This window comes from Gammaproteobacteria bacterium (genome assembly GCA_036383255.1).
Classification (GTDB): Bacteria; Pseudomonadota; Gammaproteobacteria; order Natronospirales; family REEB76; genus DASUBN01.
The window spans coordinates 348,120-373,075 of the sequence record DASVOS010000004.1 but is presented as its reverse complement, the minus strand read 5'-3'; the positions used below and the strand labels follow the sequence as shown (position 1 = coordinate 373,075).

General features: G+C 70.8%; 28 protein-coding genes. 26 read left to right on the top strand and 2 right to left on the bottom strand.

Going from position 1 to position 24,956, the window contains the following annotated elements:
- Positions 1–11 precede the first annotated feature (11 nt).
- From VF651_02770 to VF651_02720, 11 genes are all read left to right on the top strand, one after another.
- Complete coding sequence (locus VF651_02770; protein HEX7964619.1) at positions 12–1,097, top strand: histidine kinase; 1,086 nt, start codon at positions 12–14, stop codon at positions 1,095–1,097.
- The gene (locus VF651_02765; GenBank protein HEX7964618.1) at positions 1,094–1,828 is read left to right on the top strand and encodes a LytTR family DNA-binding domain-containing protein; all 735 of its coding nucleotides are present in this window, start codon (positions 1,094–1,096) and stop codon (positions 1,826–1,828) included. Before VF651_02770 ends, VF651_02765 begins: the two co-directional genes overlap by 4 nt.
- Positions 1,829–1,902: 74 nt before the next feature.
- A complete protein-coding gene (gene hemC / locus VF651_02760) occupies positions 1,903–2,835 on the top strand; it encodes a hydroxymethylbilane synthase (protein HEX7964617.1) in 933 nt (310 codons plus the stop codon).
- Between the two features lie 2 nt (positions 2,836–2,837).
- Positions 2,838–3,659, top strand: coding sequence for a uroporphyrinogen-III synthase (locus VF651_02755; GenBank protein HEX7964616.1), 822 nt, complete (start codon positions 2,838–2,840; stop codon positions 3,657–3,659).
- On the top strand, positions 3,643–4,656 hold the full coding sequence (locus VF651_02750; GenBank protein HEX7964615.1) for a uroporphyrinogen-III C-methyltransferase: 1,014 nt from the start codon (positions 3,643–3,645) through the stop codon (positions 4,654–4,656). The genes VF651_02755 and VF651_02750 overlap by 17 nt, the downstream gene beginning before the upstream one ends.
- Positions 4,653–5,882 (top strand): heme biosynthesis HemY N-terminal domain-containing protein, encoded by a 1,230-nt coding sequence (locus VF651_02745; GenBank protein HEX7964614.1) that lies wholly within the window; start codon positions 4,653–4,655, stop codon positions 5,880–5,882. The genes VF651_02750 and VF651_02745 overlap by 4 nt, the downstream gene beginning before the upstream one ends.
- 74 nt (positions 5,883–5,956) lie before the next feature.
- Positions 5,957–6,385: a CoA-binding protein gene (locus VF651_02740; GenBank protein HEX7964613.1), complete on the top strand. Its 429-nt coding sequence runs from the start codon at positions 5,957–5,959 to the stop codon at positions 6,383–6,385.
- Positions 6,382–7,212, top strand: coding sequence for a diaminopimelate epimerase (dapF, locus tag VF651_02735; GenBank protein ID HEX7964612.1), 831 nt, complete (start codon positions 6,382–6,384; stop codon positions 7,210–7,212). The genes VF651_02740 and dapF overlap by 4 nt, the downstream gene beginning before the upstream one ends.
- A complete protein-coding gene (locus tag VF651_02730; protein ID HEX7964611.1) occupies positions 7,209–7,913 on the top strand; it encodes a DUF484 family protein in 705 nt (234 codons plus the stop codon). Before dapF ends, VF651_02730 begins: the two co-directional genes overlap by 4 nt.
- Complete coding sequence (xerC, locus tag VF651_02725) at positions 7,910–8,818, top strand: tyrosine recombinase XerC (GenBank protein HEX7964610.1); 909 nt, start codon at positions 7,910–7,912, stop codon at positions 8,816–8,818. The genes VF651_02730 and xerC overlap by 4 nt, the downstream gene beginning before the upstream one ends.
- Before the next feature lie 6 nt (positions 8,819–8,824).
- Complete coding sequence (locus VF651_02720; protein ID HEX7964609.1) at positions 8,825–9,181, top strand: DUF971 domain-containing protein; 357 nt, start codon at positions 8,825–8,827, stop codon at positions 9,179–9,181.
- Between the two features lies 1 nt (position 9,182).
- Here VF651_02720 and VF651_02715 read toward each other — a convergent pair whose 3' ends face one another.
- The gene (locus VF651_02715) at positions 9,183–10,031 is read right to left on the bottom strand and encodes a MipA/OmpV family protein (GenBank protein HEX7964608.1); all 849 of its coding nucleotides are present in this window, start codon (positions 10,029–10,031) and stop codon (positions 9,183–9,185) included.
- Positions 10,016–11,215 carry an enoyl-ACP reductase FabV gene (gene fabV / locus VF651_02710; GenBank protein ID HEX7964607.1) on the bottom strand — a complete coding sequence of 400 codons (1,200 nt, stop codon included), beginning with the start codon at positions 11,213–11,215 and terminating at the stop codon, positions 10,016–10,018. The genes VF651_02715 and fabV overlap by 16 nt, the downstream gene beginning before the upstream one ends.
- A gap of 95 nt (positions 11,216–11,310) precedes the next feature.
- Here fabV and VF651_02705 point away from each other — a divergent pair, with 95 nt between their 5' ends.
- The 15 genes from VF651_02705 to fabG all read left to right on the top strand — a co-directional run bounded on the left by VF651_02705 (position 11,311) and on the right by fabG (position 24,934).
- Positions 11,311–11,982 carry a phosphatase PAP2 family protein gene (locus tag VF651_02705; GenBank protein HEX7964606.1) on the top strand — a complete coding sequence of 224 codons (672 nt, stop codon included), beginning with the start codon at positions 11,311–11,313 and terminating at the stop codon, positions 11,980–11,982.
- A gap of 114 nt (positions 11,983–12,096) precedes the next feature.
- Positions 12,097–12,771, top strand: a complete 675-nt coding sequence (locus tag VF651_02700) for a beta-ketoacyl synthase chain length factor (protein HEX7964605.1) — start codon at positions 12,097–12,099, stop codon at positions 12,769–12,771.
- A complete protein-coding gene (locus VF651_02695; protein HEX7964604.1) occupies positions 12,764–13,588 on the top strand; it encodes a lysophospholipid acyltransferase family protein in 825 nt (274 codons plus the stop codon). Before VF651_02700 ends, VF651_02695 begins: the two co-directional genes overlap by 8 nt.
- A complete protein-coding gene (locus VF651_02690) occupies positions 13,533–13,790 on the top strand; it encodes a phosphopantetheine-binding protein (protein ID HEX7964603.1) in 258 nt (85 codons plus the stop codon). Before VF651_02695 ends, VF651_02690 begins: the two co-directional genes overlap by 56 nt.
- A 24-nt stretch (positions 13,791–13,814) precedes the next feature.
- Positions 13,815–15,161 (top strand): AMP-binding protein, encoded by a 1,347-nt coding sequence (locus VF651_02685; protein HEX7964602.1) that lies wholly within the window; start codon positions 13,815–13,817, stop codon positions 15,159–15,161.
- On the top strand, positions 15,158–15,508 hold the full coding sequence (locus VF651_02680) for a hypothetical protein (protein ID HEX7964601.1): 351 nt from the start codon (positions 15,158–15,160) through the stop codon (positions 15,506–15,508). The genes VF651_02685 and VF651_02680 overlap by 4 nt, the downstream gene beginning before the upstream one ends.
- Entirely contained in the window at positions 15,505–17,205 is a 1,701-nt protein-coding gene (locus VF651_02675) for a glycosyltransferase (GenBank protein ID HEX7964600.1), read from the top strand. The genes VF651_02680 and VF651_02675 overlap by 4 nt, the downstream gene beginning before the upstream one ends.
- Positions 17,206–17,220: 15 nt before the next feature.
- Positions 17,221–18,771 (top strand): aromatic amino acid ammonia-lyase, encoded by a 1,551-nt coding sequence (locus tag VF651_02670; GenBank protein HEX7964599.1) that lies wholly within the window; start codon positions 17,221–17,223, stop codon positions 18,769–18,771.
- A 4-nt stretch (positions 18,772–18,775) separates the two neighbouring features.
- A complete protein-coding gene (locus VF651_02665) occupies positions 18,776–19,195 on the top strand; it encodes an acyl-CoA thioesterase (protein ID HEX7964598.1) in 420 nt (139 codons plus the stop codon).
- 8 nt (positions 19,196–19,203) lie between these two features.
- Positions 19,204–19,743 carry an outer membrane lipoprotein carrier protein LolA gene (locus VF651_02660; protein ID HEX7964597.1) on the top strand — a complete coding sequence of 180 codons (540 nt, stop codon included), beginning with the start codon at positions 19,204–19,206 and terminating at the stop codon, positions 19,741–19,743.
- Complete coding sequence (locus VF651_02655; GenBank protein HEX7964596.1) at positions 19,743–22,049, top strand: hypothetical protein; 2,307 nt, start codon at positions 19,743–19,745, stop codon at positions 22,047–22,049. The genes VF651_02660 and VF651_02655 overlap by 1 nt, the downstream gene beginning before the upstream one ends.
- Positions 22,046–22,615 (top strand): DUF3261 domain-containing protein, encoded by a 570-nt coding sequence (locus VF651_02650; protein ID HEX7964595.1) that lies wholly within the window; start codon positions 22,046–22,048, stop codon positions 22,613–22,615. The genes VF651_02655 and VF651_02650 overlap by 4 nt, the downstream gene beginning before the upstream one ends.
- A complete protein-coding gene (locus tag VF651_02645) occupies positions 22,612–23,778 on the top strand; it encodes a beta-ketoacyl-[acyl-carrier-protein] synthase family protein (GenBank protein HEX7964594.1) in 1,167 nt (388 codons plus the stop codon). Before VF651_02650 ends, VF651_02645 begins: the two co-directional genes overlap by 4 nt.
- Positions 23,778–24,218 carry a hypothetical protein gene (locus VF651_02640; protein ID HEX7964593.1) on the top strand — a complete coding sequence of 147 codons (441 nt, stop codon included), beginning with the start codon at positions 23,778–23,780 and terminating at the stop codon, positions 24,216–24,218. Before VF651_02645 ends, VF651_02640 begins: the two co-directional genes overlap by 1 nt.
- Positions 24,215–24,934 (top strand): 3-oxoacyl-ACP reductase FabG, encoded by a 720-nt coding sequence (gene fabG, locus VF651_02635; protein ID HEX7964592.1) that lies wholly within the window; start codon positions 24,215–24,217, stop codon positions 24,932–24,934. The genes VF651_02640 and fabG overlap by 4 nt, the downstream gene beginning before the upstream one ends.
- Positions 24,935–24,956 lie beyond the last annotated feature (22 nt).

Here is a 24,956-nt window from a genome sequence, read left to right as displayed (position 1 = left end):
ACACTTTTTGCATGGCCGCGATCACCCCTACCACGCCGGCGCCGTCCGACGACTTCTTCCTGCCCGAACTCTGCACCGGTTCGGTGGTGTTGGTGGTGGTGCTGATCGCCGAACTCACCGCGCTGGTGCTGGCCATCGCCAAGCACCTGCCCGGCGAAGGCGTGCCGCTGTGGCTGGATCTCGCCCGCATCTCGCTGTTCCTGCAGTGGATCGCGCTCACCTCCAGCGGCCTCCTGTGTGCGGTTCGGCCGCGCCTGATGCGCATGCCGCTGCAGCGGGCGGCGGCGCTGAGCTACGCCCTGCTGCTCGTGGTCACCGGCGTGATGAGCGAGATCGCCTACCAGCTCACCCAGAACACCGGCATCGGCCAGGAACTCTTGCCCGCCAGCCATTCCGGCTTCGTGCTGCGCAACCTCATGATCTGCGCCATCGTGAGTGCGCTGGTGCTGCGCTACTTCTACGTACTGCATCAGTGGAAGAGCAACGTGCGGCGCGAGGCCAGCACCCGCTTCGAAGTGCTGCAGGCGCGCATCCGGCCCCACTTCCTGTTCAACAGCATGAACACCATCGCGGCATTGATCCGCGGCAAGCCCGAGCTCGCGGAGCGCGCGGTGGAAGACCTCTCGGACCTGTTCCGCGCGAGCCTGGCGGACTCCTCGGCGCGGGTGGCGCTGGCGGAGGAGCTGGCGGTGGCGCGCCAGTACGCGGGCATCGAGGCGCTGCGGCTCGGCGAGCGCCTGAAGCTCGAGTGGCGGCTGGACGGCGTGCCGGAAGATGCGCGCCTGCCGCGCCTCACCCTGCAGCCGCTGGTCGAGAACGCGATCTACCACGGCGTCGAGCCCCGCGCCGAAGGCGGCACCGTGAGCGTATCGGGCCGGCTCACGGACGGGGTGGTGGAGCTTGAGATCCACAATCCGCTGCCGGAGTCGGGTGGCGCCGCGCGGCCCGGCCGCCAGATGGCGCTGGAGAACGTGCGCGAGCGCTTGGAGCTAGCCTGGCCCGGACGCGCGACCCTCGAGCACGGCCGCGAGGACGGGGGATACCGCGTGCGTCTGCGCTTCCCTTATGAGTCCAGCGCTCCGGCGGCTGCCCAATGAAAGTGATGGTGGTGGACGACGAGATGCCGGCGCGTGAGCGCCTCAAGGGCCTGCTCGCGGCGATACCCGGCGTGGAAGTGGCGGGCGAAGCCGGCAACGGCCGCGAGGCGCTGGAGCTGTGGGAGCGCGCGCCGGTGGACGTGGTGCTGTTGGACATCCGCATGCCGGTGATGGAGGGCCTCGAGACCGCGCGCCACCTGGCGACGCTGGAGGACCCGCCGGCGGTGGTGTTCACCACCGCCTACAACGAGTTCGCGGTCGAGGCCTTCGAGACCCATGCCATCGCCTACCTGCTGAAGCCGGTGCGGGCCGAGAAGCTGGCCGCGGCGCTCGCCGCCGCCGGCCAGCTCAACCGCGTGCAGCTCACCCGGCTTGCGGCCGAGCCGCCCGCCACGGCGCGGCGCCACATCGCGGCGCGGGTGCGCGACAAGCTGCACGTGGTGCCGGTGGAGACCATCGCCTGCTTCATCGCCGACCAGAAGTACGTGACCGTGTGCCACACCGGCGGCGAGTTGCTCATCGACGAGTCGCTCAAGGACCTGGAAGAGGAGTTCGCGGCCGGCTTCATCCGCGTGCACCGCAACGCGCTGGTGGCGCTGGCGCGGGTCACCCATCTGGAGAAGGATGAGACCGGGCACTTCCACGTGCACCTGAACGGCCGCGCCGAACCGGTGGAAGTGAGCCGGCGGCTGGTCGCCGAGGTGCGCGAGCGTCTGCGCACGGGCCGCTGAATACGCGTCGGCCGCGGGCTATGAAAACGGCGCCGGAGGGCCGAGAATACCGCCCCCGCCTCCTTAAGAAGAACATGAGCCCGAGCCCGATCCGCATCGCTACCCGCAAGAGCGCCCTCGCCCTCTGGCAGGCGGAGCACGTGGCCGCGCGCCTGCGCGCACTTGAACCCGAACGCCCGGTGGAGCTGGTGCCCATGACCACCGAGGGTGACCGCAACCTGGGCGCCTCCCTCGCCGCCTCCGGCGGCAAGGGGCTGTTCGTGAAGGAGCTGGAGGTGGCGCTGGCGGAGGGCCGCGCGGACCTGGCGGTGCATTCCATGAAGGATGTGCCGGTGCTGCTGGCGTCGGAGTTCACCCTCGCGGCGGCGCTGGAGCGGGAGGACCCGCGCGACGCCTTCCTCTCGGTGAAGCATGGGAGCTTCGACGCCCTGCCCCAGGGAGCCCGGGTGGGGAGTTCGAGCCTCAGGCGCCAGGCCCAGCTCCTGCACCGGCGGCCGGACCTTACGGTCGAGCCCCTGCGCGGCAACGTGGATACGCGCCTGCGCAAGCTCGAGGAGGGTCGGTACGACGCCATCGTGCTGGCGGTGGCGGGCCTGAAGCGCCTCGGCCTCGCCGCCCACATCACCGCGGTGCTGGACCCGGCCGTGTGCCTGCCGGCCATCACCCAAGGCATCATCGCCCTGGAGTGCCGCGCCGGTGATGCGCAGACCCTCGCCCTCGCGGCGCGGCTCAACCACGGTCCCACCTGGACTCAGGCGCTGGCGGAGCGGGCGCTCTCGCGCGGCCTCTCCGGCAGCTGCAACCTGCCGCTGGCCGGCCACGCGGCGCTCGAAGGCGGTATGCTTTCACTCGCCGGGCGCGTGGGTTCGCCCGATGGCAAGCGCCTCCTGGAAGCCGCGTTGAGCGGCCCGGCCGTGGAGGCGGAATCACTGGGACTGAAGCTCGCGCAGGCGCTCTTGGCGCAAGGCGCGGGAGAGGTGTTGAGGGATGTCGAGAGCAAGGTGTGACCGTGGCCGCGCGACCGCTTAAGGACGCCGGAATCCTCATCACCCGGCCGGTAGGCCAGGGCGAGGCGCTCACCGCCCGCTTCGAGGCCAAGGGCGCCGAGGTGCTGCACTTCCCGACCATCGAGATCGCGCCGGTGGCGCGCTCGCCCGAGCTCGAGCGCAGCCTGGAACCGCTCGGCAGCTATCACTACGCGATCTTCATCAGCCCGAACGCGGTGGAGTACGCCGCAGAGTTCGTGGATCTCGCCGCGCTGCCGCCCAAGCTCAAGGTCGCGGCCATCGGCCCCGGCACGGCGCGCGCGCTGACCGCGCGCGGCCGCAAGCCAGACATCCTGCCCCGCGACGGCGCCAACAGCGAGGCGCTGCTGCGCCTCAAGACCCTGAACAAGGTCGCGGGCAAGCGCATATTGATCGTGCGCGGCCTCGGCGGCCGCGAGCTCCTGGCCGAGACGCTGGAAGAGCGCGGCGCCTACGTGGACTACGCCGAGGTGTACCGGCGCAACGTGCCGCGCATCGACCAGGTCGAGCTCACCCGCTGGTTCCGCCAGGGCCGGCTCGACGCCATCATCGTGACGAGCCGCGACGCGCTCCTGAACCTGGAGCGCATGCTGAGCCCCGGCCTCACCCCCTACTTCAAGTCCGCCCAGTTGGTGGTGCCGAGCGCGCGCATGGTGAAGCTCGCCACCGCCCTCGGCGTGCGGCGCCGCCCGGTGATCGCCGGAGAGGCCACCGACACAGCGATCGTGAACGCCACCGTCAACTGGTGGAAGGCCCACGGCCGCGAGCAGCGCAAGCACCGGAGGGAACATGAGCGCAGCGCCTGAAGGCCGCCGCGCCGCCGGCCCGCGCTCGCCGTTCATCTCCTTCAGCCTGCTGCTGGCGGTGGCGGCGCTGCTGTTCGCCGCGGTCAACTGGTACCGGTTGCGCGAATCCGAGGAGATGCAGGCGGTGCTGCAGCAGCGCGTGGCCGACCTGCAGCAGAACGCGGCCACCCGCGATGCACTCGCCGCGGACGCCGCCGACACCGACAGCTCCCTCAAGGCCATGGGCCAGCGGGTGGACCAGCTCGACGCCGCCTTCAGCGACCTGCGCAAGCACTCCCAGGAGGGCCGCGATGCCTGGATCAAGGCCGAGGCCGCCTCGCTGCTGGTGGCGGCGGACGAGGACCTGCAGCTGCGCGCCGACCCGGCGCTCGCGCTCAAGGCCCTGGAGCAGGCGGACGCACGCTTGAAACTCCTCTCCGACCCCCGCCTCATCGCGGTGCGCCAGGAGATCGCGAAGGAGAGCGCAGCGTTGCGCGCCCTGCCGCGCGCCGACCTCGAGGGCATGACGCTCACGCTCACCGAGCTCGCCGGCCAGGTGGATGCGCTGCCGCTCAAGCGCGGGGTCCCGGAGCACTACCAGCCCGGCGGCGAGCTGGGCGAGGCGCCGGCCGCGGCCGCCACCGGATTCTGGAGCCGGCTCAGGTCCGCCGCCGCCCGTGTCGGCTCGAGCCTGTTCACGGTGCGCCGCCACGGCCTGCCGGTGGAACCGCTGCTGACGCCCAAGGAAGAGTTCCTGCTGCGGCGCAACCTGGAGCTCAGGCTCGAGACGGCCCGCAGCGCGCTGCTGGAGCGGCAGGGCGCGGCGTTCCAGGCCAGCGTCCGTTCCGCCGCGGTGTGGATGCAGGATTACTTCGATACCCGCGACGCCGCCGTGAAGGCTTCGCTGACCCTGCTGCAGGGCATGCAGGGCCAAGCCATCTCGCCCAAGCTGCCGGACGTGTCCGCCTCGCTCACGCTGCTGCGCCGGCTGGAGCTGCCCGCGGGCGCCGCCCCGTGAAGTATGCCTTCTACCTGCTGCTGACGCTGCTGGCCGCAGTGGTGGCGGCGGGGCTGCTGCACGTCAGCAACGGCTATGCGCTGCTCGCCTACGGCGGCACCAGCGTGGAGATGTCGCTCGGCACCCTGGTGGCCCTGGTGCTGGTGACGTTCTTCGGTCTGTACCTGCTCACCACCCTCGCCGTGAAGCTGTGGACTTATCCGCGCCAGCTGCGCGAAGCGCTCGCCCGCAAGCGCGAGCTGCGCGCGCGCCGCGCCACCAAGCAGGGACTCATCGACTTCGCCGAGGGGCGGTGGGCCGAGAGCGAGCGCAACCTCATGCTGCATGCCGTGGACAGCGAGATGCCGCTGGTCACCTACATCGCCGCGGCCCGCGCCGCCCAGCTGCAGGGCGAGCACGAGCGGCGCGACATCTACCTGCGCATGGCCTTCGAGCAGATCCCCGAGGCGCACGTGGCGGTGCTCCTGACCCAAGCGGAGCTGCAGATCGCCCACAAGCAGCTTGAGCAGGCGCTCGCCACGCTGCGCCGGCTGCAGGAAGTGGACCCGGACCACGCGTTCGGCCTCAAGCTCCTGGCGAACCTCTACCGCAAGCTCGGCGACTGGAAGTCGCTGCGCGAACTGGTGGCGAAGCTGCGCGACAACCGCGTCTTGTCCAAGAAGGAAGTGGACCGGCTCGAGCTGCGCGCGGTCACCGCGCTGCTGGACCAGGCCGGCGCCGCGGACGGCGTCGCCGCGCTGTGGGACTCGCTGCCGCGCCGCCTGCGCGGTGACGTGGAGCTGAACCGCGCCTATGCCCGCGCCCTGATCCGCGCCGGCGAACTCATCGCCGCCGAGGCGGCGTTGCGTGACGCATTGCGTTCCAATTGGGACGAGGAGCTGCTCGCGCTCTACGGCCTCGCCGTCGGCGAGCATCCCAAGCGCCAGCTGGGCCGGGTCGAGGATTGGCTGGCGGAGCGCGGCGAGAGCGCGGCGCTCTTGCTCACCGCGGGGCGCCTGTGCACGGTGGCGAAGCTCTGGGGCAAGGCCCGCGGCTACTTCGAGTCCAGCATCGTGCTGGGCGGCCGGCCCGAGGCCTACGAGGAACTCGGCAAGCTGCTCACGCAGCTGGACGAGGGCGAGGACGCGCTGCGCGCCTACAGCGACGGCCTGGCGGTGGCCCTCGGCCACAAGGTCAAACGGTATAGACCCGCCAAGCCCAGGCCGCGTCGCATCGTCAAGAACTGACGCCATCCCTGGTGCCCTCGCTCCTGCCAGGCAGCGCATGCGCTGCACCCTGGTACGGCGCTTATAATAAGCACATGAATTTCCAGAACCCGCCCGGCGCCGACATCAAGCACCTGCTCGAGACCGCCAAGACCATCGCGGTAGTGGGCCTCTCGCCCAAGCACGACCGGCCCAGCAACGGCGTCGCCCGCGGCCTGCAGCATTTCGGCTACAGGATCGTCCCGGTGAACCCGGGCCAGAGCGAACTCCTCGGTGAGAAGGTCTATCCTGATCTCATGAGCGTGCCCGGCCCCATCGACCTCGTGGACGTGTTCCGCTCGCCGGAGCACGTGGACGAGGTGGTGGACCAGTGCATCGCCCGCGGCTTCCGGGCGATCTGGCTGCAGGAGGGCGTGGTGAACGAGGCAGCGGCTGAGAAGGCCCGTGCCGCGGGCATGCTGGTGGTGATGGACCGCTGCATCTACAAAGACTATCTGCTGTACATGAACCAGGCGCCACAGTGAAATTCAACTTCGCCAAGATGCACGGCTTGGGCAACGACTTCATGGTGCTGGATGCGCTCGCCTCCGGCGTGAGGCTGAGCGACGTGCGCGTGCGCGAGCTCGCCGACCGGCGCACCGGCATCGGCTTCGACCAGCTCCTGTTGCTGGAGGCCCCCAAGGGCGGGCAGTTCCATGCCAACTACCGCATCTTCAACGCCGACGGCGGCGAGGTGGAGCAGTGCGGCAACGGCGTGCGCTGCGTGGCGCGCTACCTCGCGAACCACGGCGTGGTGAAGGACGGCGAGGTGCGCTTAGGGACCATCGCCGGACCCGTCCAGGCGGAACTGAAGCGCGACGGCGACGTGCGCGCCAACATGGGCGTGCCGCGCCTGGAACCATCCGACATACCTTTCATCGCCGGCGCCCGCGCCATGGAGTACGACCTGGAGGTGGACGGCCGCACGCTGAAGATCGGCGCCGTCTCCATGGGCAATCCCCATGCCATCCTGGACGTGCCGGACGTGGACTCGGCACCGGTGGCCGAGCTCGGGCCGCGCATCGAGCACCATCCGCGCTTCCCCAAGCGCGCCAACGTGGGCTTCGCTTCCTGGCAGGGCCGCAAGTCCATGCGCCTGCGGGTCTGGGAGCGCGGCACCGGCGAGACCCTGGCCTGCGGCACCGGCGCCTGCGCGGCGGTGGTGTGGGGGCGCCTCCTGGGCTGGCTCGACCCGGAGGTGGAGGTGCAGCTCCGCGGCGGGCGGCTGGTGGTAAGCTGGGATGGCGAAGGCGGACCGGTGTGGATGACGGGACCGGCGGTCACCGTCTACGAGGGGCAGATAGAGCTATGAGCATCGAACACAAGCAGGGCTTGAGCGGCGAGGCGCCGCTCGCCGCCGACGTCGTCGACTACCTGCTCGGCCACCCCGAGTTCTTCGAGGCCCACCCCGAGCTCCTCGGCAAGCTCAAGGTGCCCCACCCTTCCGGCACCGCCGTGTCGCTGATCGAGCGGCAGGTGGAGGTGCTGCGCGGCCAGCACCGCCAGCTGGAGCGCAAGCTCGTGGACCTCATCGAGGTGGCACGCGCCAACGACACGCTCATCGAACGCATCCACCGCCTGGCGTTGGCGCTGCTGGAAGGCGCCGCCTTGCCCGACCGTCTCTATGCGCTGCAGGAAGAGTTGCGCGAGCGCTTCGGCGCCGATGAGGTGAGCCTGTTCCTGGTCCACGCCGACGCGCAGAAGGCCGACGCCGGCCCGGCGCGCTGGCTCAAGCCCGACGACGCGGGCCTCGAGCAGTTCCGCGAACTCCTGCGTTCCGGCAAGCCCCACGTGGGCCGCCTGCGCCCGCCCCAGCTCGAGTTCCTGTTCGGCGAGCAGGCCGAGCGCATCGCCTCCTCGGCGCTGGTGCCGCTGGGGGACAAGGGCAGCCTAGGCCTCTTGGCCGTGGGCAGCCACGACGCGGAACGCTTCAGCCCGACGCTGGGCACCGCGTTCCTGACCCGCATCAGCGAGCTCGTCACCGCCGCCGTGCACCCGCTCATGCCCAAATGAGCGATCCCTTCCAGGACGGGATCCGGCGCTTCACCGAGCACATCGCACAACGCAACTTTTCCCCTCACACCGCCGCCAACTACGCCCGTGACCTGGAGAGCCTGCACGCCTGGTGCGTGAAGCAGGGTCTCAAGGACTGGACCGCGCTGGACGTGCACCACGTCCGGGCCTTCGTCGCCACCCGCCACCGCCAGGGCCTCGCGCCCAAGAGCCTGCAGCGCCTCTTGGCCTCCATCCGCTCCTTCTACCGGTTCCTGGCGGACGAAGGCGAGGTGAAGCAGAACCCGGCGGAGGGCGTGCGCCCGCCGAAGGTGGCCAAGCGCCTCCCCGACACCCTGGACGCGGACCAGATGGCGCGGCTCCTGCAGATCGAGGGCGACGACGCCGAGACGGTGCGGGACCGGGCCATCATGGAGCTGCTCTATTCCTCCGGCCTGCGCCTCGCCGAACTCATCTCCATCCGCATGACCGACCTCGACCTGTCGCAGGGCCTGGTCACCGTCACCGGCAAGGGCAACAAGACGCGCATCGTGCCGGTCGGGCGCGAGGCGCTCGCCGCCGTGCAGGCCTGGCTCAAGCGCCGCGGCGAGCTCGCCAAGGCGGAGGACAGCACGCTGTTCGTGAGCGTGCGCGGCGGCCGGCTCTCGCCCCGCAGCGTGCAGGCGCGGGTGAAGCAGTGGGGCATCAAGCAGGGCGTGCAGCAGGGCGTGTACCCGCACCTCTTCCGCCACTCCTTCGCCAGCCACGTGCTGGAGTCCAGCGGCGACCTGCGCGCGGTGCAGGAACTTTTGGGCCATGCCAACATCAGCACCACCCAGATCTACACGCACCTGGACTTCCAGCACCTGGCCAAGACCTACGACGCGGCGCATCCGCGGGCGAAGAAGAAATCCTCCAAAGCCTGAGACCTGATGAACAGCATCCCCCGCCCCACCGAGATCCGCCTGCGCAAGTCCGCGGGCATCGTCGCCGTCAGCTTCGACAGCGGCGAGCACTACGAGCTGCCTTTCGAGTACCTCAGGGTGTTCTCCCCCTCGGCGGAGGTGCGGGGCCACGGCACCGAGATCCTGCAGGTCGGGAAGGAGAACGTGAAGGTCACGGCCATCGAGCCCGTGGGCAACTACGCGGTGCGCCTGAAGTTCGACGACGGCCACGACACCGGCCTCTATTCCTGGCCGGTGCTGCATGAGCTGGGGAAGGATCAGGAGCAGAACTGGGCGCGCTACCTCAAGCGCCTCGCCGACGCGGGCTACCAGCGCAAGCCCTGAGTCAGTCGTCGTCCTTGCGGTGGATCACCCAGGCGACGGCCAGGCCGAAGGACCAGCCGTCGGCGGAACCCACCAGCGGGCTCGCCTGGAACGCCGCGCCGTGCAGGCTGCTGTGCTCGACGAACGCGCCGTACACCATGGCGCCCCGGTGCCAGCTCACGCCCAACTGCGTGCTCCAGCCGGCATAGCCGCCGGGAGCGGAGTAAGCCTGCCGCTCGGCCGTCGCGTACTGCGGCGCCACGCTGTAGTAGTAGTCCGCGAAGGCGCGGTCCACGAAGCGGGCAGCGAGGTTCGCATCGACGGTGACGCGGTCATCCCCGGGCTGGAACCAGGTGGCGTCCAGTTCCACGCGCGGATCGCTGTCGTAGCCGCGGCGGTGGAAGGTCAGCGCGTGCACGCTGGTGGCGACCCGCGCGGGCAGCACGAAGTCCACGTGGTCGCCGCGCCCGCCATGCCAGATGTGGTAGCGCAGCGCCGGGCCCACCTCCCCCAGCCACTCCAGGTCCGGCATGCCCTGCCGTTCCCGCGTGTCGGAGGAGTTCACCCCGATGTTGCCGCCGAAGTCCACGTCCAGCGCCCAGCGCTCGTCGCGGAACAGCTTGCCGCGCACCTCGCCGCGGTCCGCATCCAGGAAGCGGCTGCGTAGCGTGAAGTAGGGGAAGGGAAGCACCAGCGTGCGTCGCTCCGCAGCGCCGCTGTACACCGGGAAGTCCACGGCCCCCAGGCCGATGCCGAGCTCGTAACGCGTCTCCTGGGGCGGCGGCGGCGACACGGCGTCGTCTGCGCCGGCGGAGAGGGGCGCGAGGCCGATCAGGAGCGGGAAAGCGAGGCGCGTCAGGGCGTGGCGCAATCGAAGTCCACTTGCGGCTGCACGTCCGCCTCGTAGTCCACGTCGCCGCGCTCGAAGCCGAACTGCTTGAGGAAGTCGTGCTTGTAGCCCGCGTAGTCGGTGAGCTGCATCAGGTTCGCGTCCGTCACCTGCGGCCAGAGCTGCTTGCAGGCCTCCTGCACGTCCGCGCGCAGTTCCCTGTCGTCGAGCCTGAGGCGTCCTTCCGCGTCTGTGGGGAGCGTGCCGTCCGCCCGGTACAGCACGTCGTGGAACAGCCGTTGCATCTGCTCTATCGCGCCCTCGTGCAGGCCCATCCGCTTCATCACCTTGAACACGATGGACACGTACAGCGGGATCACCGGGATCGCGGCGCTGGCCTGGGTCACGATGGACTTGAGGATCGCGACCCGCGCCTCCAGTCCCGGGTGCCGCGCGCGCAGCTCCGCGGCGGTCCGCTCCAGGTGCTGCTTGGCATGGCCGATGGTGCCGTGCCAGTAGATGGGCCAGGTGACCTCGGGGCCGACGTAGCTGAACGCCACGCTGCGCGCCCCTTCCGCCATCACGCCCGCCTTATATAAGGCATCCAGCCACAGCGCCCAGTCGGTGCCGCCCATGACCGCGACGGTCTCGTCTATCTCCTGCTGCGTGGCGGGCTCGACCCGCACCTCAGCGAGCTGGTCCTTGTCGGTGTCGATGGTGCGGCCGGCGTAGGGCGCACCGACGGGCTTGAGCGCGGTATGGGCGGTGCCGCCGTCCGGCAGGCGCTTGAGCGGCGAGGCCAGCGAGTAGATGACGAGGTCCACCGGACCGCCGAGCTTCTCGCGGATGAGGGCGATGGCGCGCTCCCGCGCGGCCGCCGAGAATGCGTCGCCGTTGATGGACAGGCTCACCAGCCCCGCCTCGCGGGCGGCGCGGTCGAAGGCGGCGGAGTTGTACCAGCCGGCGGTGCCGGTCTTGTTGGGCTTGCCCGGCTTCTCGAAGAACACGCCGAGGGTCGCGGCACCGAAGCCGAAGGCGGCGGTGATGCGGGCGGCGAGGCCATAGCCGGTGGAGGCGCCGATGACCAAGACCCGCTTCGGGCCGGGGAGAGCCAGGCCCTTGCCCGCCGCACGGGCCACGGCGACCTGTTCGCGCACGTTCAGCTCGCAGCCCTGGGGATGGGCGGTGGTGCAGATGAAGCCCCAGATCCTGGGTTTTACGATCACGCGGGACTCCCGTTGCGCTCCCGGCATTCTAGCTTAGGCGGCGGATGTGTCCCGCGTCGCAAACGGCCACGGGGCGGATACCTTACAATCCGGCCATGGATGCACCCCACCCCGGCAGCGGCCTGCGCGAACTCTGGCTGCGCTTCAAGACGCGCTGGTGGCTCAAGGTGCTCGGCATCAGCGTCGGCATGACCGCCTTCATGGTGGTGTACTTCAGCCTGCTGCGGCATCCCCTGTTCCCCGTCACGCTCATGCCCCTCACCTGGCTGGACCGCCTCATCGGCTACCAGCCCTGGAGCGTGTGGCTGTACATCACGCTGTGGATCTACATCTCCCTCGTGCCTACCCTGCTGGCGGACTGGCGCGAGATGGGCGCGTACCTCAAGGAGGTGCTGGCACTCAGCGTGGGGGGGTTCGTCATCTTCCTGTTCTGGCCCACCGCGGTACCCCAGACCTACTTCGATTGGCACGCGTATCCCTCGGTGGCCTTCCTGAAATCGGTGGACGCCGCCGGCAATGCCTGTCCCTCCCTGCACGTGGCGTTCGCGGTGCAGGCCGCGGTGTGGCTGGACCGGCTGCTGAGGCACCTGGGTGCGCGCGCCTGGCTGCGGGCGGCGAGCCTGCTCTGGTGCCTGGGGATCCTCTACTCCACCCTCTCCACCAAGCAGCACGTGGCCCTGGACCTCTACGCCGGCGCAGCCATGGGTCTTGCGGTGACCCGGTTCCAGTCCAGCCTGGCCCTCACCCCCGCCTTGCCCCGGGCCTAGCAGCCCAAAAACGGCTAGAATCCCCCCGGGGGCGCATCCCTGCGCTTAATACTATAAGTGTCTGACAAAACTGAATATTTTGGCATAGCCCGCTGGCAGGCCTGGGCGCCGGGGGTGACGGGGACCGAGGCCTGGCGCCGCTGGGTCGAAGCCGGCGAGTGCCCGGAACCCGAGGCCCAGCCGGACGTGAGCCAGCTGCCCGGCCTCCTGCGCCGCCGGCTGGACCACTGCGGGCGCATGGCGCTGCACACCGCGTGGGCCTGCACCACAGGCTTCGACTCGGTGCAGTCCATCTTCGCCTCCCGCCATGGCGCCCTCGAGCGCACCCTGGAACTCCTCACTGCGCTCGCCAAGAGCGAGCCGCTCTCGCCCACGAGCTTCAGCCTCTCGGTGCACAACAGCACCGCCGGGCTCTTCTCCATCGCCCGCGGCGACCGCGGTGCCGCCACCGCCATGGCCGCCGGCGCCGACACCCTGGGCATGAGCCTCCTGGAAGGCGCGAACATGGTCGCGGAGGGCGCACCCGGCGTGCTGGTCTGCTACGCCGACGAGAAGGTGCCGCCGCCCTACGCCGCGTCCGTGGAGGCCGAGAGCACCCGCCACCCGTTCGCGGTGTCGTTGCTGCTGACGCCCGCCGCCGAGGCGCCGCTGCGCTGCCGCCTGGTGCGCGGCGAGACCGGCGCCGACGAGACACCGGAGGCGGCGCTGATGCGCTTCCTGGTGGACGAGACCGATGCCACCCTCGGCACCGGCCAGCCCTGGCGGCTGGAGCGTGCTGCCCATGACTAAGCTCAGCCGCGCCTGGCGTGCCGTCGGCACCGGATTCTGCTTCCTGGCCTACGGGGGCTTGAGCCTCCTGTTCAGCCTCACGCTGCTGCCGCTGCTGCTGGTCCTGCCCGGCGACGCGGCGGCGCGCGAACGGCGCATCCGCCTGTTCGTGAGCCTCACTTTCCGCCTGCTGCTGGGCTGCATCGAGCTGCTCGGCCTGGGGCGCATAGAGGTGGAGGGCCGCGAGTGGCTGGCCCAGTCCAGAGGCAAGCTGGTGGTGGCGACGCACCCCATGTACCTCGACGTGGTGGCGCTCCTGATGCTGATGCCCTACGCCGACTGCGTGGTGAAGAGCGCGATGCTCGAGAACCCCTTCTACCGCCACTTCACCCGGGCCGCCGGCTACATCAGCAACGCCGACTCGGCCCAGCTGGTGGAAGACTGCGTGGGATCGCTCAGGCGCGGCCGCACCCTGGTACTGTTCCCGGAGGGCACGCGCTCGGTGCCCGGCGCGCCGCTCAGGTTCCGCCGCGGCGCGGCGCAGGTGGCGGTGCGCGGCGGCTCGCAGATCCTGCCGGTGATGATCCACTGCGATCCGCCGGCCCTCACCAAGCAGCTCGCCTGGTGGCAGGTGCCGGTGCGCCCCTGGCGCCTCACCGTGCGCTTCTACCCGCCGCAGGAGGCCGCCGCACTCGGCGCCGGCCACGGCCTGCCGCACGGCGTCGCCGCGCGGCGCCTGAACCGCGGCCTCGAAGATTTCTTCACGCAGCAGCTCGCCAACCATGAACGAACTGATCGAAGAACTGAAGCAGCTCATCATCGACTCGCTCGATCTTGAGGACGTCACGCCGGCGGATATCGACCCCAGGGCGCCGCTGTTCGGCGACGGCCTTGGGCTCGACTCCATCGACGCGCTGGAACTCGGCGTGGCGGTGCAGAAGCGCTACCACGTGAAGCTGGACGCCAACTCCGCCGACACGCGCCAGCACTTCCACTCGGTCGAGAACCTGGCGAAGTTCATCGCCGCGCAGCGCGGCTGAGCCGCGGCGCAGCGGGACGTGACGATGCCGGGTTTGCCGACGGATGCCGACGCGCGTCCGCTGCTCATCGAGCGCGGCGGCCCGCTCGCGCGCGCGGCGTTCCAGGCCCGGGTACGGGCGCTGCGCGCGGCGCTCGCAGCCCACCCAGCGCGGCGCTGGGCGCTCGTCTCAGAGGATGGCGGCGGCTTCGCCGCGGGGCTGCTGGCACTCGCCGATCCCCGCCGCACCGTGGTGCTGCCCCAGGCGCCCCAGGCCGGCAGCCTGAAGGCGGCAGGCGTACAGGTGGACGCGGTGCTCACGGACCGGCCCGAGGAGTTCCCCGGCTTCACGACCCTGGCGCTGTCGCAGCCCGCCGCGGGCGGCAGCGAGATGGCGTTGCCGGATGACGCTTCGCCCATCGAGTTCTACACCTCCGGCTCCTCCGGCGCGCCGAAGTGCGTGCCCAAGACCTTCGCGCAGCTGCGCCTGGAGGTGGAGGCGCTGGAGCGGCAGTGGGGTGCGACGCTCGGCGATGCGGTGGTGACCGGCACCGTGCCCCACTACCACTTATATGGACTCTTGTTCCGCATCCTCTGGCCGCTGCTCACGGGCCGTACCTTCCTCGCGCGCATGTGCGCGCAGCCTGCGGACCTGCGGGACGCAGCGGCACTGGGACCCTGCGTCATCGCCAGCAGTCCGGCGTTCCTGAGCCGCGTGCCCCTGGACGAGCTGCCGCCCGCTTCCCGCGTCGCGGCGCTGTTCAGCTCCGGTGCGCCGCTGCCGGACGAGGCCGCCCGCGCGCTGGGCGAGGACTGGGGCAAGCCCGCCGTCGAGGTCTACGGCAGCACCGAGACCGGCGGCGTGGCCTGGCGCGCCTGGGACGGCACCGCCTCAAGGCCCTGGTGGCGGCCCATCGCGGGAGTGGAGGCCGAGCTCCGTGCAGAGGACACGGGCACGCGCCTGTGGACCCGCTCCGCCTGGAGCGGCGGTGACTGGGCCGCCACCGGCGACCTCGCCCGCGCCGACGGCACGCGCTTCGCGCTCGCGGGCCGCGCCGACGACGTGCTCAAGTTCGAGGACAAGCGCGTCTCCTTGAGCGAGATGCGTGCGCGGCTCGTCGAGCATGCCTGGGTGGCAGACGCGCGGCTCCTGCTGTTGCCGGGCCGGCGTGCACTCCTGGGCGCGGTGGTGGTGCTGAACGGCGCGGGCTGCGGCGCGCTCGAAGCCTCCGGCAAGTTCGCCGTGAACGAGAGCCTGCGTGCATGGCTGCGCCAGAGTTACGAGCCGCTGCTGATCCCGCGCAAGTGGCGGTTCCCGGAAGCGCTGCCCGCCAATGCCATGGGCAAGCTGGAGCAGGCCAAGCTGCTCGCGCTGTTCGGGGACGAGCCGTGAAGGGCCTGCCCACGATCCTCGCGCGCCGCGACGCCGACGGGCGCACCGAGCTCGAACTCGAGGTCGGCGCCGGCAACCCCTGGTTCGAGGGCCATTTTCCCGCCATGGCGATCCTGCCGGGCGTGGTGCAGATCGGCTGGGCCGCTCACTTCGCCCATGCGCTGCACGGCCTCGGCCCCGGCGTGACGGCCATGGAACAGGTGAAGTTCAGGCGCCCGATCCTGCCGGGCGCGCGCGTGACGCTGGAGCTGAAGCCCGATGCGGCCAAGGGCCGCCTGCGCTACGAGTACCGCGCCGGTGGCGAGAGTTGTTCCAGCGGCACCCTGGTGTTCGGCGGGACGACATGAGCTTCAAACCCTGCGCGCTGATCCCGGTCTACAACCATCATACGGCGCTGCCCCGCCTGGTGGCCGCGCTGACGGCCGAAGGCCTGCCGGTGATCCTGGTGGATGACGGCAGCGATGCCGCCACCAAGGCGGTGCTCGCAGAACTCGCCCGGCGCCCCGGCGTGGAACTGCTGACCCAGGCACACAACGGCGGCAAGGGCGCGGCGGTGATGGCAGGCATCGCGCTCGCGGGCAAGCTAGGCTACAGCCACGCGCTGCAGGTGGACGCGGACGGCCAGCATGAGATCGCCGACGCGCGGGCGCTGCTCAAGCTTTCCGAAGAGAACCCCGCTCACCTCATCTCCGGCACGCCGCGCTACGACGAATCGGTGCCCAAGGTGCGCTTCTACGGCCGCTACCTCACCCACTCGCTGGTGTGGGCTTCGACGCTCTCACTCACGCTGCGCGACAGCATGTGCGGCTTCCGCGTCTATCCCATCGCTCCCACCCTGGCGCTCGCAGCCCGTGTGCGCATCGGCGCGCGCATGGACTTCGACACCGACGTGATGGTGCGCCTGTACTGGGCCGGCACCGAGAGCCTGTTCCTGCCCACCGCGGTGCGCTACCCGGAGGACGGCATCTCCCACTACCGCATGCTGCGCGACAACGCGCGCATGACCTGGCTGCATACCCGCCTCCTGCTCGGGATGCTGCCGCGCGCGCCCTGGCTCATCGCCCGCAGCCGCGCGCGCCGGCGCCAGCGGCACTGGTCGCGCATCGCCGAGCGCGGCAGCCTCACGGGCCTGCGCTTCCTGGGCGCGCTGGACCGGCTGCTGCCACGCTTGGTGAGCCGGGCGGTGCTCTACCCGGTGACGGCCTACTTCTTCCTGACCCATGCCCAGGCGCGGCGCGCCTCGCGCCGCTTCCTGGCCGCCGCCGGGCAGCCGGCTACGCTCGCCATGAGCTTCCGCCACTTCCTGTCCTTCTCCCTCACCATCCTCGACAAGGTGGCCGCCTGGCACGACCCGGAACGGGTGAAGGTGGAGCTGCCGGAGGCAGCTCGCGATCTCTTCCTGAGCTCGGTGGCGCAGCGCCGCGGCCTGCTGCTCCTGAGCGCGCACTTAGGCAACCTCGAGCTCGCCCGCGCCATCGCCACGCTCATCCCCGGCGTCAAGGTGAACGCGCTGGTCTACACGCAGAACGCCGAGAAGCTCAACGCCATGCTGCAGGAGCAGAACGAGAAATACTCGCTGCGCCTCATCTTCGTGCAGGAGATCGGCGCCGACACGGCGGTGCTGCTGCGCGAGAAGATCGCTGCGGGCGAGGTGGTGGTGATCGTTGGCGACCGGGTGCCGGTCGAGGCCGGTGGGGCTGCCGCCGGGCGGAGCCCTGGCTCGACCGTGCCCGCGGAGTTCCTGGGCACGCCGGCACCGTTCGCGGTGGGGCCCTACGTGCTGGCCCACGTGCTGGAGTGCCCGGTGCTGCTGTTCCTCTGCATGCGGGAGGGCGACCGCTACCGGCTGTACCTCGAGCCCTTCGCCGACGTGATCCGGCTGCCGCGCCAGGGCCGCACCGAGGCGGCGGCGGCCTGGGCCGGCCGCTACGCCGCGCGGCTGGCCGATTACGCGTCCCGTTTTCCGTTACAGTGGTACAACTTCTACGATTTCTGGGGCGAGGGAGACGGCGCCGCCGTGCCTCCGCCGTCCCGGCGGAACTAAAGACCGATGCGCAACATGGCACCCGACATCTCCGAGAAGCCCGTCGTTGTGGGCGACCGGCACCTGACCCTGGAAGAGGTCTGCGCCGTCTCCCGCGGCGCGCCCCTCAAGCTCGAGGACGGCAAGGCCTACCGCGAGCGCATCGAGCGCGGCGCGCGCGTGCTGGCGGAGGCCATCGCCTCCGGCCGCGACGTGTACGGGGTCAACACCGGCTACGGCGACTCCTGCACCGTCAGCATCCCGCCCGAGGTGGTGAACCAGCTGCCGGCGCACCTGGTGCGCTACCACGGTTGCGGCCTGGGCGACTACTTCGACGAGCCCACCACCGTCGCGATCCTGGTGACGCGCCTTAACTCCCTTGCCGCCGGCTTCTCCGGCGTGCGTCCGGACGTGCTCACGCAGCTCGAGGGCCTGATCCGCCACCGCATCGCGCCGCTCATCCCCGAGGAGGGCTCGGTGGGCGCGAGCGGCGACCTCACGCCCCTCTCCTACGTGGCTTCGGCGCTGGTCGGGGACCGGCGCGTCGTGCACCGTGGCCGCGAGATGCCCGCCGCCGAGGCCCTCAAGGCCAGCGGCATGGCGCCCATCACGCTCTTCCCCAAGGAAGGCCTGGCGCTCATGAACGGCACCTCCGTCATGACCGCGCTCGCCTGCCTCGCCTGGGAGCGCGCCGAATACCTCTCGCGCCTCGCCACCCGCATCACCTCGATGGTGAGCATCGCGCTCGGCAGCAACCCCAAGCACTTCGCGCCGGGCCTCTTCGCCGTGAAGCCGCACGCCGGCCAGCAGCGGGTGGCGGCGCGCATCTTCGCCGACATGGGTGCCTCGGACCGGGAGAGCCCGATCCGCATCCAGGACCGCTATTCGATCCGCTGCTCGCCGCACGTGATCGGAGTGCTGGAGGACGCGCTGCCCTGGATGCGCCGCGACCTGGAGAACGAGCTCAACAGCGCCAACGACAACCCGATCATCGATCCGGACACCGGCGACATCTACCACGGCGGCCACTTCTACGGCGGCCACGTGGCGTTCGTGGCGGACAGCCTCAAGAACGCGGTGGCGAACGTGGCCGACCTGCTCGACCGGCAGCTCGCCCTGCTCGTCGACACGCGCTTCAACAACGGCCTGCCCAGCAACCTCTCGGGCGCCGAGGGCGAGCGCGCGCCGCTAAACCACGGTTTCAAGGCGGTGCAGATCGCGGTGTCCGCCTGGACCGCCGAGGCGCTCAAGCTAAGCATGCCCGCCAGCGTCTTCTCCCGCTCCACCGAGTGCCACAACCAGGACAAGGTGAGCATGGGCACCATCGCGGCGCGCGACTGCATCCGCGTGCTGGAGCTGAGCGAGCAGGTGGCGGCCGCCTGTCTCGCCGCCGCGGCCCAGGCCCTGGAGATCCGCCGCCGCAAGGGCGCGCGCCCGCCCAACCGCATGCAACCCAACGTCAGCGCGATGCACGACGACGTGTTCAAGGTCTGCGCCTTCGTGGAGGAGGACCGGCCGCTGGAACACGAGTTGCGCGCCCTGTGCACCGCGATCGGCGAGCGGCGTTGGAAGCTGTACGGGACCTAAAGGCATGCGCGGCGCCCTGCTCACGGCCGAGACCGAACTGGAGGTCCCGTTCCAGGACCTCGACCCCATGCAGATCGCATGGCACGGCAACTACTTCCGCTACTTCGAGGCGGCGCGCGTCAAGCTGCTGCGCATGATCGATTACGACTACCCAGCCATGCGGGCCTCGGGCTACGAGTGGCCGCTGATCGAGGCGCACGTGCGCTTCGTGCAGGCGCTGCGCTACGGCCAGGTGATCCGGGTGAAGGCGGGCCTCACCGAGTGGGAGAACCGCCTGAAGATGGATTACCTGGTGGAGGATACGGCCGACGGCCGGCGCCTCACCACCGGCTACACCATCCAGTGCGCCGTCGCGGTGGGCAGCGGTGAGCTGCAACTCGTGAGCCCGCCGGCGCTGCTGCAACGACTGAAGGACCGGCTATGAGACTGCGAGTGATACTGTCCCTGCTCTTCCTGTGTGCGACGGCCGCACGGGCCGGCGACGCGCCGCCGGCGAGCTACGCCGCCGACTTCGTGCAGACGCGCAACCTGCCGGGCTTCGACACCGCGCTCACCAGCCGGGGCAACCTGAGCTACGACAAGGTCCGCGGCTTCCACTGGGAGATCACCTCCCCCTACCACTATCTGTTCGAGATGAACGGGGGCAAGGCGCGCGAGGAGCTGCCGGACGGCAGCCAGCGCGCGCTGGACCCGGCGCAGACGCCGTGGCTCGCGGCGGTGCAGCATATCTTCGTGAGCGCCCTGTCCGGCGACCAGGCCGAGCTCGCGGCCTACTTCCAGGTGGCGGTGAAGCCCGTCGGCGACAGCCGGCAGGTGACGCTGACGCCCAAGCCGGGCGCCATCGCGAACGCCATCAGCCGCATCGAGGTGACCGAGTCCGGCCCCGGCCGGCCCGAGCACCTGGAGATCTTCGAGACCTCCGGCGGCCACATGGACATCCGCTTCACGCCGCGCGCCGCGGCCGCGCCCTGATGCGTCCGCTCTCCGCCCGCGCCAGGTGGGCCATCTGGCTGGCCTCCTTGGCGCTGCTCTGCGGCGCGGCGGCCATGCGCCTCGACCCCAAGCACTTCATCAACACCGACATCCTGGCGATGTTGCCGGCACAGCAGGATGCCCCGGCGCTGCAGGCCGCCACCGAGAAGAGCCGCGACGCCTTCGTGGGCGAGGTGCTGATGCTGGTGCGCGGTCCCGACGCGGATGCGACCCGCGCCGGGGCCCAGGCGATGCTGCAAGCCGCCGAGGCCGGCGGGCTCGCAGCGGACCAGAGCGGCGAGTCCCTGGACGATCTGCTCGAGCTGTACCGGGAACACCATTACACGCTCCTCGACCAGGCGCAGGCACAGCGCCTCGTGACGGGCGGCGCCCCGGCACTCGCCACCGACGTGGCGGTGTCGCTGGCGAGCCCCGCCGGCATGGTGAGCGCGTTCGGCAGCGACCCGGGCGGCCACCTGGCGTCGTTCCTGACGGCGTTGCCGCAGCCCTATCCCGGCTTCCTGCCGGACGGGCCGTTCTTCTCCGCGCTCCAGGACGGCCAGCGCACCTATCTCTTGCGCGCCGTACTGCCAGGTGAAGCCTTCGGCGAGGAAGGCAGCAAGCAGGCGGTGACGGCGGTGGACACCGCGCGTGCCGCGGTGGCCGCGACCTGTCCGGACTGCCGCTTCACCGCCACCGGCGCGCCGCTGTTCGCCGACGCCGCGCGCCGCGAAGCGCAGCGGGAGAGCGTGGTGCTGAGCGTGGCTTCGACCCTGCTCATCATGGTCCTGATCGCCTGGGTGTTCCGCAGCTTCGCGCCGCACGTGCTCGCCGGCCTGCAGCTCGTGGCGAGCGTGCTCGCCGCCACCGCCGCGGTGATCCTCTGCTTCGGCTCGATCCAGGTGATCACGCTGGTGTTCGGCACCACGCTGCTCGGCATCGCCATCGACTACGCGTTCCTCTACTTCGCCGAGTACTGGTTCGGCGGCGTCGAGCCCAAGGACGTGATGCGCGCGGTGCGGCCGGGCCTCTACCTCGGGCTCACCACCGGCGTGCTGGCCTTCGCGTTCCTGCTGTTGGCCGGCTTCCCGGCGCTGACCCAGTTCGCTGTGTTCTCGGTGGCGGGCCTGCTGGAAGCGGGCCTGCTGGTGGTGCTGGTGTTCCCCGTGAGCCTCACGCGTCCCGCGGAGGTGCCGGTGCACGCGGGAGTGCTGTGGCCGCAGCGCTTCATCCAGCGTGCCTGCCGCGCCTCGCGGTGGCGCTGGCTGCTGCCGCTCCTGGCGCTGGTGCTGGCGGCACCGGGCTGGTATTGGCTGCGTACCAGCGACGACGTGCGCACCCTGCAGAACCTGCCGCCGGACCTGCTGGCGACCGACGCGGCGGTGCGCAGCACCCTGAACCAGGTGCCGCCCCCCGGCTTCTTCCTGATCGAGGCGCCGAGCCTGGAGGAGGCGCTGCAGCGCGAGACCGCCCTGTTCAAGCGCATCGGCGCCGATTCGCCCGGCCTCGCGACCCTTGGCCTCTCGCGCTTCCTGCCCTCCATCGCCGACCAGAAGGCAAGCCTCGCTGCCTGGAAGCATGTGTTCGGCGATCCGGCCGCACTGCGCGCCGGCTTCACCCGCCTCGGGTTGCCGGCGAAACTCGCGGACCGCAACGTGGCCGAATGGCGGGACGCCTACCCTGACACCTTCGCGCCCGAGACGCTGTTCGACGCGGCGCCGGCGCTCAAGCGCTTCGTGCTGGAGGACGGCGAGCAGGTGGCGCTGATCGCGACCGTGACCGGCAGCAGCGACGTGGACCCCGCGCTGCTGGCGAAGGACGCGGCGGCGGTGCCGGGCGTGGCATTCGTGGATCCGCTGGCGCGCATCGCCGCGACCTTCGAGCGTATCCGCGTGCGCACCACCTGGCTCGTGATCCTGGGTTACGGCCTCATCTCGGCGCTGTTGGTGTGGCGCTACGGCCGGCGCGAGGCGCTGCGCATGCTGTATCCGCCGCTGCTGGCGCTGGGCCTGACGCTCGGCGTGATGGGCTGGCTGGGCGAGCCGCTCAACCTGTTCGGCGTGGTGGCGCTGATCCTGATCCTGGGTCTCGGCCGCGACTATGCGGTGTTCCTGCGGGAGGGCGGCGCCACACGGCGCTCACCGGCGCTGGCGGTGAGCCTCTCCGCCATGACCATGCTGTTCTCCTTCGGCCTGCTGGCGCTCAGCCATATCCCGGCGCTGCACGTGTTCGGAGTCGCCACCCTGATCGGCATCCTGGCGAGCTTCCTCAGCGCGCCCCTGTCGTTGCCGCCGGAGTCCGCGTGAGACGCGCACGCCTCGCCGCCTGGGCGCTCCTGGCGCTGCCGCTGGCGGGCTGCATCACGCCACTCATGCCGGACTGCACCCGCTTCGGCCGCAGCGGCCAGGTCTGCCCGTTGCCGCCCGCGGCGCTGCCGGCGATGGACGGCAGCCGGCTCGTGACCGTGACCCGCGAGGGCCGGCAGGACAGCTTCATGGGCCAGCTCCACATCGACGCCGGCGGGTTGCGCCTCGCGGGCTCCAGCCTGTTCGGCACCGGCCTGTTCCTGATGCAGTACGACGGCCGGACGCTCAGCGTCGAGCCGGACGCTCCCGAGCTCCCCACCGACAAGCTGCTGGTGATGCTGGAGCTCGCGCTCGCCGATCCCGCCGAGCTCAAGCCCAGGCTGCATGACCTCACGCTCACGGTGACCGACACGGACCAGGGCGAGCGCCGCGAGATCGCGGAGCATGGCCACATGATCGCACTGATAGAGAAGGACGCCGCGCCGCTGGACCGGCAGAGCATGCGCATCGAAGTGCCGCCGCTCGGACTCACGGTGGACATGAAGCCGTTGGAAGCGGGTCCGTGACGCGCGTCTACCTCAACGCCCTCGGCATCCTGAATGCCCTGGGCGGCGACGTGGACACCGTGCGCGCCGGCCTGCTCGCGGGTTCCAGCGCCGGCATGCTGCGGCGCGACGACCTCATCCCCGCGCGCGCGGTGCGCGCCGGCACGGTGCGTGCTGAGCTGCCGGCGCTGGCGCCGGAGTCCGGCGCCTACGACTCGCGCAACAACCGCCTGCTGGCCGCCGCGCTGGCGCAGATTCGTCCCGCGGTGGACGCGGCGCTCTCGCGCCACGGCGCCGCGCGGGTGGGAATCGTGCTCGGCACCAGCACTTCCGGCATCGCCGAAGGCGAGCGCGCGCTGGCGGCACTGCTCGCGCAGGGCGCGCTCTCCGCCGGCTACGACTACCGGCAGCAGGAGATCAGCAGCCCGTCCGAGTACCTGCGTCGCGCGCTGGGCGTGCGCGGGCCTGCCTGGACCGTCTCCACCGCCTGCACCTCCAGCGCCAAGGTGTTCGCCTCGGCGCGCCGCCTGATCCGGAGCGGCCTCTGCGACGCGGTGATCACCGGCGGCGTGGATTCCCTCTGCCGGCTCACGCTCAACGGCTTCGCGGCGCTTGAGTCGGTGTCCCAGGGTCTGTGCAACCCCTTCAGCAGGAACCGCGACGGCATCAACATCGGCGAGGGTGCGGCGATCTTCCTCATGAGCCGCGAGCCCGGACCGGTGGCGCTCCTGGGCATGGGCGAGTCCTCCGACGCGTACCACATCTCGGGGCCCGATCCGGAAGGCAAGGGCGCCGAGACGGCGTTGCGCCAGGCGCTGGACCAGGCGGGCGTCACGCAGGTGGACTACCTCAACCTGCACGGCACGGCGACCGTGCTGAACGACGCCATGGAGAGCCAGGTGGTGGCGCGGGTGCTGGGCGAGGTGCCGTGCAGTTCCACGAAGCCGCTCGTCGGCCACACCCTGGGCGCGGCCGGCGCCACCGAGGCGGCATTCTGCTGGATGCTGCTCACCGGCGAGGGAGCAGCGGGCCTGCCGCCCCACGTATGGGACGGCGTCGCCGACCCCGCGCTGGCGCGGCTCAACCTCTGCAGCGTGGGCTACGCACCGCGCGCCTGCCGCGTGGTAGCCAGCAACTCCTTCGCCTTCGGCGGCAACAATGCCTGCCTGGTGCTGGGTAACTGATGGACGCGTTCCCGCCGGTACAGGAACTCTTGCCGCACCGCGGTCCGGCGGTGCTGCTGGACGCGGTGCTGGAAGACCATGCCGACGGCATCCGCGCGACCACGCGCATCACTTCCGAACATCCCTACTTCGTGGACGGCGCCGGTGTGCCGGCCTGGGTCGGCATCGAGATCATGGCCCAGGCCATCGCCGCCCATGCGGGCCTGGAAGCGCGCCGCGCCCAGAAGGCGCCGAACGCGGGCATGCTTCTCGGCACGCGCCGCTACCAGGCCGAGACCGCCTATTTCCCTGCCGGCATGCAACTGGAGGTGACGGCGGACCGGGAGTTCGGCGAGAGCGGCGGCGTGGCCGCCTGCGCCTGCCGCATACTGGCGGAGGGCCGCACCCTGGTGACGGCCACGCTCATCGTGGTGGAACTGGACGGGGAGAAGATGCCGTGAGCACGCAGCGACGCGTATTGGTGACAGGGGCGAGCGGCGGCATCGGCGCGGCCATCGCCCGCGCCCTGGCGCGGCAAGGCTTCGCGCTCACACTGCACTACCGCAGCAACGCCGCCAAGGCGGTGGCGCTGGCGAAGGAGCTCGGCGGGGCTCGCACCCTCGCCTTCGACCTCACGGACCGCGACGCCACCCGCGCGGCGCTGGAGCAGGACCTGGAAGCGCACGGCGCCTACTGGGGCGTGGTGTGCAACGCCGGCATGCACGCCGACAACACCTTCGCCGCCATGCCGGGCGCGGATTGGGACCGGGTGATCGCCACCAACCTCGACGGCTTCTACAACCTGCTGCATCCCCTGGTGATGCCGCTGGTGCGGCTGCGGGATGGCGGGCGCATCGTGACCGTCGCCTCGGTGTCCGGGCTCATGGGCAACCGCGGCCAGACCAACTACAGCGCGGCCAAGGCCGGGCTCATCGGCGCCTCCAAGGCGCTGGCGGTGGAGCTCGCGAGCCGGCGCATTACCGTGAACTGCGTGGCGCCGGGTTTCATCGAGACCGACATGGTGCAGGACCTGCCGGTGGAGGAGATCCTCAAGCAGATCCCGCTGGGACGCGCCGGCAAGCCGGAAGAAGTGGCGGCGCTGGTGGCCTACCTGTTCTCGGAGCCCGCCGCATATGTCACGCGGCAGGTGCTCTCCATAAACGGCGGGATGTTCTAGGCGTACCTGTCTGGAGAGATGC

Bases quoted from the DNA above. Each gene is read 5' to 3' on its own strand.
- VF651_02720 (HEX7964609.1), top strand. From the start codon at position 8,825: ATGAACAGCATCCCCCGCCCCACCGAGATCCGCCTGCGCAAGTCCGCG.
- VF651_02670 (HEX7964599.1), top strand. From the start codon at position 17,221: ATGGCACCCGACATCTCCGAGAAGCCCGTCGTTGTGGGCGACCGGCAC.
- VF651_02705 (HEX7964606.1), top strand. From the start codon at position 11,311: ATGGATGCACCCCACCCCGGCAGCGGCCTGCGCGAACTCTGGCTGCGC.
- VF651_02665 (HEX7964598.1), top strand. From the start codon at position 18,776: ATGCGCGGCGCCCTGCTCACGGCCGAGACCGAACTGGAGGTCCCGTTC.
- VF651_02675 (HEX7964600.1), top strand. From the start codon at position 15,505: ATGAGCTTCAAACCCTGCGCGCTGATCCCGGTCTACAACCATCATACG.
- VF651_02770 (HEX7964619.1), top strand. From the start codon at position 12: ATGGCCGCGATCACCCCTACCACGCCGGCGCCGTCCGACGACTTCTTC.
- VF651_02750 (HEX7964615.1), top strand. From the start codon at position 3,643: ATGAGCGCAGCGCCTGAAGGCCGCCGCGCCGCCGGCCCGCGCTCGCCG.
- VF651_02765 (HEX7964618.1), top strand. From the start codon at position 1,094: ATGAAAGTGATGGTGGTGGACGACGAGATGCCGGCGCGTGAGCGCCTC.
- VF651_02685 (HEX7964602.1), top strand. From the start codon at position 13,815: ATGCCGGGTTTGCCGACGGATGCCGACGCGCGTCCGCTGCTCATCGAG.
- VF651_02740 (HEX7964613.1), top strand. From the start codon at position 5,957: ATGAATTTCCAGAACCCGCCCGGCGCCGACATCAAGCACCTGCTCGAG.
- hemC (HEX7964617.1), top strand. From the start codon at position 1,903: ATGAGCCCGAGCCCGATCCGCATCGCTACCCGCAAGAGCGCCCTCGCC.
- VF651_02730 (HEX7964611.1), top strand. From the start codon at position 7,209: ATGAGCATCGAACACAAGCAGGGCTTGAGCGGCGAGGCGCCGCTCGCC.
- VF651_02690 (HEX7964603.1), top strand. From the start codon at position 13,533: ATGAACGAACTGATCGAAGAACTGAAGCAGCTCATCATCGACTCGCTC.
- VF651_02695 (HEX7964604.1), top strand. From the start codon at position 12,764: ATGACTAAGCTCAGCCGCGCCTGGCGTGCCGTCGGCACCGGATTCTGC.
- VF651_02640 (HEX7964593.1), top strand. From the start codon at position 23,778: ATGGACGCGTTCCCGCCGGTACAGGAACTCTTGCCGCACCGCGGTCCG.
- xerC (HEX7964610.1), top strand. From the start codon at position 7,910: ATGAGCGATCCCTTCCAGGACGGGATCCGGCGCTTCACCGAGCACATC.
- VF651_02655 (HEX7964596.1), top strand. From the start codon at position 19,743: ATGCGTCCGCTCTCCGCCCGCGCCAGGTGGGCCATCTGGCTGGCCTCC.